This window comes from Lysinibacillus cavernae, assembly GCF_009724685.1.
GTDB lineage: Bacteria > Bacillota > Bacilli > Bacillales_A > Planococcaceae > Lysinibacillus > Lysinibacillus cavernae.
Genome location: NZ_WMEF01000015.1, coordinates 74,887 through 82,121 on the forward strand (window position 1 = coordinate 74,887; position 7,235 = coordinate 82,121).

The following is a 7,235-nucleotide window of genomic DNA, read 5'->3' on the forward strand; positions in this document are numbered from 1 at the left end:
AACCTAAAACCTGAAACTTAAAAAATCTCGTCACGACTGTGGCGAGATTTTATGTTTATAGCCAGCCTTTTTCACTAGCCACCTGAGCGGCTTGCTGTCTAGATTCAACTTGTAGTTTTTGAATAGAGGTTGATAAATAATTGCGAATGGTACCCTTTGTTAAAAATAATTGTTTACTAATTTCATTAGTGGATAAACCTTCTTTTACAAGCTTTAGTACCGCAATTTCCCGTTCGTTTAATGGATTTTGCCCCTTCATAAACAATGTAGCGGCTAAATCCTTGCTGACAACCTTTTCACCCTGCATGATTTTTCGAATCGTAGCAATTAAATAATCAATTGGTTCATCTTTCAATAGATAGCCGTGTACCTCGCAATCCATTGCTTTTTGTAAGTAGCCAGGGCGTGCAAAGGTTGTGACAATCATTACTTTGCAGGGCAAGTTGGCCTGTTTAATTTTTTCAGCAAGCTCTAAACCTGAAAGATTGGGCATTTCAATATCCACTAGGCAAACATCTGGTAGCTCCAGTTGGATGTAGTCCCATGCTTTTTGGCCATCAGAAACTTCGGCTATTACTTCAATATCCTGTTCGAATGATAAGAGCGATGTTAAGGCACCACGTAACATTTGCTGGTCCTCTGCTAGTAAAACGCGTATCATGCTGGCAGCTCCTTTCCATCTTGTATCGGTATAATGAGTGAAACGCTAGTACCTGTCGACGCGTTACTTTCAATAATGGCCTGACCTTGAAGGATTTGCATTCTTTCTTTCATCGAGGTGATTCCATTGCCGAGTCCCTTTTGTTGTAATCCAATCCCATCGTCTTTGATGACAAGTGTATACTGCCCATTTTGACAGTGAATCGTGATTTGGCATTTTTTTGCCTGACTATGCTTGAGCATATTTGTAGTAGCTTCTCTTACACATAATGCAAGCATCGTCTCCTCTACACTAGAAAGAACGATTTTAGGGCATTGATTGTTGAGGGATGTAATGATATTCGCGCTGTGTAATAGCTGCTGACAGTGTAACAGCTCCGTATGTAACGACACGAAATTCATGTCAGATACGAGTTCACGTACTTGTTTTAGGGCTGTACGTGTTGTGGCTAATATGTCATTTAATTCTTGTTTGACGCTTGAAGGATCTCGGTCAATAAGTTTACTAGTCAATTCTGTTTTGACTTTAATCATCGTCAACGTATGACCAATCGTGTCATGGAGATCTCTTGCAATACGCTGTCTTTCCTCTTGCTGAACAAGCTGGGTATTGACATCAGCTAATTCAGATTGCAGATTCTTGGACTTTTCTACAAAATAAATGAGGACAGGAAACACTAATTGAATCATCATCATGGGTAGTAACACCTGAGACTCTTTCTGCAAAAGAGAGCCTGTTGCCATCTGCATGACAGCCAAAAACATGACAGCAATGGCTAGCATCCCACAAGCAATATGCCATTTAGTTTTTGCTCTTCCAAGTAAATCAGCAAAGGTAAAGCCGAAAATAAGCATAAACGGCTCCTCGAAAATACCCAGTATAGTAATAAGAAGGAAGCCGACTAGTGATGCAAGAAGTAGCTTCCAATCCTGATGCCATAAAGCGATATAGAATGCTATGACGTATAAAACGAGAATCATTATTTTAACAGCTAAGGGGAGGGCTGAGTTGGACTCTAGCACCATCGTTATGAGAAAAATTAGTGAGATTACATCGATAATTAAATAATGCTTTGCTTGTTCTCTAGGATAAATTTTTATTCCTTACACCATCCTTTGTTTCTTTTTGATGTGTCATTGCTTGAATGGTTTGTTTTCGTATCCATTCCATTGGGCCAAACCGGAATTGCTGTAGCCAAATGGAGGCAAAGATAAGTTGTAGTAAGGACAGGGATAGCCAAATACTAATGATGATTACGCTATTTACTTGCCCACCTAAACCAAGTCCCCAACCATAAAAAATGATAGATGCTAGCACGTTTTGTAGAACATAACAGCTCAAAGACATTTTGCCGACATTGGCAAAACGCTGCCAAAGCCAATCTAGCCTCTTATATTCTACCAGTTTACCTAAAATTCCAATATAGCCAATTGATAGAATAGGTGCACATAAATAGCGAACTGGTAAATCAAAAAGACCCCCAGGTATAAAAATAAGAAGATTTAAGGGAATGCCAATGTACACACCGATTGTAAACAGTTTTTGTCGAGCTTGACGTCCTTTGTCTGTTTGTGAAAACACATCGTTGCGCATGAACTTTACACCAAGTAAAAATAAAAAGACATTCATTGGGATAATAAAAATAGCTTCTGTTCGATAAAATAAAAAGTTTGTCAGACGATGCTGCACTTGTGCTAGCCATGTACCATTTTGATACAATGCAGAAACTGTTTCCATACCATTTAAGGAAACGCTAGCGCCTTGTAAGGTACTGATAAAAATAAGCAGAATCAGAAAAACGTGAAAGCTACCAAAAAGATAGAAGGCCCATGTCATGGCTTTGTCGCCAAATCGAATTAAGAAGGCGACGATGACAGCTGTTACGGCATAGCTCATTAAAATATCATATTCCATGACAAGTGTGTAATGAAGTAGCCCTTCCAACCCTAAAAAAATGAGTGTCCAAAGATATACGCCAGGCCAAGCATTTCCTCTTCGTAATGCTTGCTGATATTTTAATTGCAAACCTACCCCAAACATAATCGTCAACAGTCCAAGTAGCTTACCATTGACGAAAAATAAAACGACCATTCGTAAAAAATCATTAAAAGACCACCAGCCAGTATAGTTACTTGTTGTGATAATCGATAAATCTCCAAGATAAGCAAAAATCCAAATATTCGTGCCAAGTGTTCCTAAGACAGCAAAGCCTCTTAACATATCGATAAAGGGGAATCTTTGTTGCGTTTGCATCTATTTCATCACTCTTTCATTGTTTTCTTACATTAAGGATAAGAAATTTAAGGGAGAAAACCAATTCACACCAGTCAAAGAATGTTTATGACAGGTGTCATATAGAAGTTGGACAACACAAAAAACCAGCAACGCTATGGGTGCTGGCACGATTATTTTGTGCAGGTATAGATGCGATAGTCTAAAAATTTTTCGTATTTTTCGTTCATGGCAATGTGCTGATCCATTACATCATATAACTCAGATTCAATAGCTGTGGAAAGATGGAATTCAGGTTTGGATGAGATGGATTTGTTTTTTTGTATGCGAATATCATGAAACCCAGCCTGTTGCAATAAACGTACCCAATCTTTTTTCATAAGGAGAGACTCAAATCCGTAAAATTGTAGGATGTCGTCTGCTAGTTGAGCGGGAAGCAACGTAGAAATGGTAAATTCAATGGCGATGAAGCGACCGCCTTTCTTCAATAAACGATAAATCTCTTGCAAAGCACGTTGTTGATCTACAAAAGCAAGAACCGATTCGGTAAGAATGAAATCAAAGGACTCTTTAGTTAACGAGGTTTGTTCAATAGAGCCTAGTAGAAGGGTGACAGGTAAACGTGCTTTTTCCATTCGTTGCCGAGCTTTTTCAATCATGATGGGCTGAATATCTAAGCCAGTAACGTTTGCTTGATAGTATGTAGCCAAATAAGCAGCCGTTTGCCCTGTACCACACCCAACATCTAGAATATGTGAGGCTTGCTGGATTTTCTCTGTTTTAAATAGAACTTTTGATAGATTAATGCCCCCAGGATGTGCGCCACCAACACCAAATTTAGCTAAAAAAGCAAGATAATTAGAGCCTTGAATAAGTACCACCTTCTTTTTTCTTATAGTATGACAAGAAAACTAGTATGGTTCCGTCAAACAACTTGAATCACTAGATTTCCGTATTTTTGGAGAGGGGATGAAAATATATTATTTTTAACCACTTCTTCAAAAGTCTAATTCACCAATAAATTTCGCACATATACTATTTAGAAGCTTTCAGATAGGGGGTGTATAAATGCCATATTTTCAGCCGAATTCTAGAAGGGGTCCATATCCGCCGAGCAATAGACAATATTTTGGCCCTCCTTTTCGAGGTAGAATGGTGCAGCAACCTTACTATTCTCCCAATCAGCAAATGCAAGGTTCTAGATTAGGAAATTTACCAGATCATTTAAATACGATTATGGGGCATGCTGGGACGATTACTAATGGAGTAAATATGTTAAGGCAGATGGGAGCATTACTAAGTTTATTTAGATAAAAGATAGAAACCCTCTTAAGCGAACTAGCTTAAGAGGGTTCATATTAGGGTTTACTTTACTTGGACAAGTTGCTTTTCGATAATGGAACGGTTTTTCTCTTTAAATAGCTCATTATGAGAGGAGACCATGCCTTGACGATAGGCTGTTGGTTCTAAATAAGTTTTAATTGAATTGACTGCATTGGCTGCATCTTGGAATGTCCCAAGAAGCAGATTGATTTTTCCTTCAAACGATAAAATATCGCCAGCAGCAAAAATACCGGGCTGTGTCGTTTCACCTGTTGCTTTTCCTTCAAAATAATAATCATCCTTTTTAGGAATGGCAATCGCTTCATCAAATGTCAGGGATGCCTCACGGTTATAGCCATGACTGACAATTACCTCATCGATTTGACGAGTATAACTTTGCTTGGTTTTTGTATTTTCACAAGTTACTAATTGAATAGCGGTTTTATCAGCATTGGCAGAAAGCTTTGTAATCGTTGTATTGCATTCTATATGCACGCCCGCATCAAGTGCTTCCTGCACCGTAGCTTCATGTGCTGATAAATTCTCTTTGCGATAAACAACTGTGACTCTTTTGGCTATAGGGCTCAGTTCAACAGCCCAATCAATGGCCGCATTGCCACCACCTGAAATCATAATGTCTTTATCTACAAAACGTTTATAAGACTGAACAGTATAATGTAAATTTGACATTTCATATTTTTCAGCACCTTCAAGTTTTAGCTTTTGAGGATTAATGATACCACCACCGACAGCTAGTAGTACCGTTTTAGTATAATGCTTGTCACCAGTCGCCGTATGTATAATAAAAATGTCGTCCTGACGTTCAATTAAATCTACTTTTGTATCTGTCAAAATTGTAGGATCAAATGTTTTTGCTTGCTCGATTAATTGTTTGACAAATTGTTGACCTAAAATGGGAGGATGTCCCCCAATATCCCAAATTAGCTTTTCAGGATAAAGTAATACTTTTCCACCAAGTTGGGATTGACTCTCTATTAATTTTGTTTTTAACCCACGTAAACCACTATAAAAGGCACTATATAACCCAGCAGGGCCTCCGCCAATAATTGTCACATCATATACATGTTGCATTTTTATTACCACATCCTTAATAAATAGTAAAAAGTAAAAGACAAAATCTTATCAGATAACTAGACTAATTCTAGTGATAATGATTATCATTATAAGCTTTGAATATAATAGCATGGAAAGAAGTAAAAAGAAAGTGAGGGTCCACATGTGGCGAAACAGCTCGTTGGCCCACGTTACTAATTCTTTTTACGGAGCCCCGTACTTCTTGTATTTATTGCGGAGGAATGTGTAGAAAAATGATAGCAAATACTAGTTGATGCACGAAATAAAAGACTTTTGTTCTAATGAAAATAGGGAAAGATTTATTTTTAGAAATCTATATTTCAAGTTTTTGAGAACCTCATTTGTTGAGGTTCTTTTTTTATATAATCATGGCAGGAGGTGAACAGATGATTCTATTAGCGCGGCAACTATTAGATTCGCAGAAAATACTGGAGGCAATGTTGCGAAGATTGCCTTCGACGCACAATGAATACATGCACGTTTGTGACCGTTTAAGGCGTGTCAAAGCAGGGCTAGCTGGTGAGCAACGTGTCAATGCAGAATGGCTAGAGCTAGACTTACCATCCCCACATTATTTTCTTCATGATTTTCAAACAATGAATGACTTCGGTTCCACTCATCAAATGGACACCATCTTTCTTTGTCCCCACTTTTTACTCATCCTAGAAATCAAAAATATAACAGGGATTCTCTCATACGATGCCTCATTCGCTCAGTTGACACGCACGACCATGGATGGCACGGTCGAAGGCATGACTGATCCATTTCTTCAACTGGAGCGGCATGTGGCCTGGATGAAAAGGGTATTACAACGTGAACGTTTTCATTTACCAATTGTGCATGCGGTAGTACTGGCAACGAGAAATGGAATTTTAACGAAGGGATTTGAGGGACAGCCTATATTTCATGTGACAGGGTTGCGTGCTTCTATTCAAAGATGGACAGAGATTTATCAACCCATAGAGACGGAAAATCTCTTACCATTTGCGAAACGTTTATTGTCAATGCACACAAGATTAAAAAAAGAGGTGACGGTGCCACTCAAGGAAATGATGAAAGGTGTAGTATGTCCACATTGTGCAAATGGGCAACCCTTAATGTATCACTATAAAAAATGGACTTGTCCACGCTGTGGATTGGTAGATTACAATGCTTTGAATCGAACATTGGAGGACTACCGAATACTAGTTGGACCACAGCTAACAAATCGAAGCTTCCGCGAATTCTTTGCCATTGAATCCCCAAACCGAGCGTACAAGTTGTTGCAGCAACTACCATTGAAAGTGGAAGGTGAAAAAAGACATAGGAAGTATTGGATTATGGATTAGGGAATTTAGCTACAATTCAAAAGGTTTGAATTGTAGCTTACATAGTGATGGTGGATAGACCGCGCAAAGTGGTGGATAGAGAGGAGAAATTGGAGGGTACGCAACAAGGTGATGGATAGAGTAGAAAAATCGGTGGATAGAATGCGCAAAGTGACGGATAGAGAGAAGAAAGTGGTGGATAGAACGCGCGAAGTGGCGGATAGAGAGAAGAAAGTGGTGGATAGACCGCGCAAAGTGATGGATAGAGAGGAGAAAGTGGAGGCTACGCAACAAGGTGATGGATAGAACAGAGAAAGCGGTGGGTACGCAACAAGGTGATGGATAGAGTAGAAAAATCGGTGGATAGAATGCGCAAAGTGACGGATAGAGAGAAGAAAGTGGTGGATAGAACGCGCGAAGTGGCGGATAGAGAGAAGAAAGTGGTGGATAGACCGCGCAAAGTGGAGGCTACGCAACAAGGTGATGGATAGAACAGAGAAAGCGGTGGATAGAATGCGTAAAGTGACGGATAGAGAGAAGAAAGTGGTGGATAGATCGCGCGAAGTGATGGATAGAGAGAAGAAAGTGGAGGGTACGCAACAAGGTGATGGATAGAA

Annotated in this window: 10 protein-coding genes; 5 read left to right on the plus strand and 5 right to left on the minus strand. The window is 39.2% G+C overall.

The genetic code is table 11. The annotated features are described in order from the left end of the window. Positions 1-55 precede the first annotated feature (55 nt). From GJU32_RS20840 to GJU32_RS20855, 4 genes are all read right to left on the minus strand, one after another. Positions 56-661 carry a response regulator transcription factor gene (locus GJU32_RS20840; RefSeq protein WP_155593840.1) on the minus strand — a complete coding sequence of 202 codons (606 nt, stop codon included), beginning with the start codon at positions 659-661 and terminating at the stop codon, positions 56-58. Further along, positions 658-1,323 carry a sensor histidine kinase gene (locus tag GJU32_RS23795; RefSeq protein WP_420798395.1) on the minus strand — a complete coding sequence of 222 codons (666 nt, stop codon included), beginning with the start codon at positions 1,321-1,323 and terminating at the stop codon, positions 658-660. The genes GJU32_RS20840 and GJU32_RS23795 overlap by 4 nt, the downstream gene beginning before the upstream one ends. Positions 1,324-1,744: 421 nt before the next feature. After that, positions 1,745-2,914: a DUF418 domain-containing protein gene (locus tag GJU32_RS20850; protein WP_155593842.1), complete on the minus strand. Its 1,170-nt coding sequence runs from the start codon at positions 2,912-2,914 to the stop codon at positions 1,745-1,747. A 152-nt stretch (positions 2,915-3,066) separates the two neighbouring features. Further along, on the minus strand, positions 3,067-3,774 hold the full coding sequence (locus tag GJU32_RS20855) for a class I SAM-dependent methyltransferase (protein WP_196426765.1): 708 nt from the start codon (positions 3,772-3,774) through the stop codon (positions 3,067-3,069). 274 nt (positions 3,775-4,048) lie between these two features. Here GJU32_RS20855 and GJU32_RS23455 point away from each other — a divergent pair, with 274 nt between their 5' ends. Further along, positions 4,049-4,207: a hypothetical protein gene (locus GJU32_RS23455; protein ID WP_230875113.1), complete on the plus strand. Its 159-nt coding sequence runs from the start codon at positions 4,049-4,051 to the stop codon at positions 4,205-4,207. A 51-nt stretch (positions 4,208-4,258) separates the two neighbouring features. On the opposite strand, the gene GJU32_RS20865 is transcribed toward GJU32_RS23455, so the two are convergent. After that, positions 4,259-5,308, minus strand: coding sequence for an NAD(P)/FAD-dependent oxidoreductase (locus GJU32_RS20865; protein ID WP_155593844.1), 1,050 nt, complete (start codon positions 5,306-5,308; stop codon positions 4,259-4,261). Positions 5,309-5,697: 389 nt separating this feature from the next. Between GJU32_RS20865 and GJU32_RS20870 the strand changes: the two genes are divergently transcribed. The 4 genes from GJU32_RS20870 (at position 5,698) to GJU32_RS23700 (ending at position 7,233) form a co-directional block, all read left to right on the plus strand. Next, positions 5,698-6,639: a nuclease-related domain-containing protein gene (locus tag GJU32_RS20870; RefSeq protein WP_155593845.1), complete on the plus strand. Its 942-nt coding sequence runs from the start codon at positions 5,698-5,700 to the stop codon at positions 6,637-6,639. 111 nt (positions 6,640-6,750) lie between these two features. Continuing rightward, the gene (locus GJU32_RS20875) at positions 6,751-6,924 is read left to right on the plus strand and encodes a hypothetical protein (protein ID WP_196426766.1); all 174 of its coding nucleotides are present in this window, start codon (positions 6,751-6,753) and stop codon (positions 6,922-6,924) included. A 32-nt stretch (positions 6,925-6,956) separates the two neighbouring features. Then, positions 6,957-7,109: a hypothetical protein gene (locus GJU32_RS20880; protein WP_196426767.1), complete on the plus strand. Its 153-nt coding sequence runs from the start codon at positions 6,957-6,959 to the stop codon at positions 7,107-7,109. Beyond that, positions 7,099-7,233: a hypothetical protein gene (locus GJU32_RS23700; protein ID WP_274381840.1), complete on the plus strand. Its 135-nt coding sequence runs from the start codon at positions 7,099-7,101 to the stop codon at positions 7,231-7,233. Before GJU32_RS20880 ends, GJU32_RS23700 begins: the two co-directional genes overlap by 11 nt. The last annotated feature ends 2 nt before the right edge of the window (positions 7,234-7,235 follow it).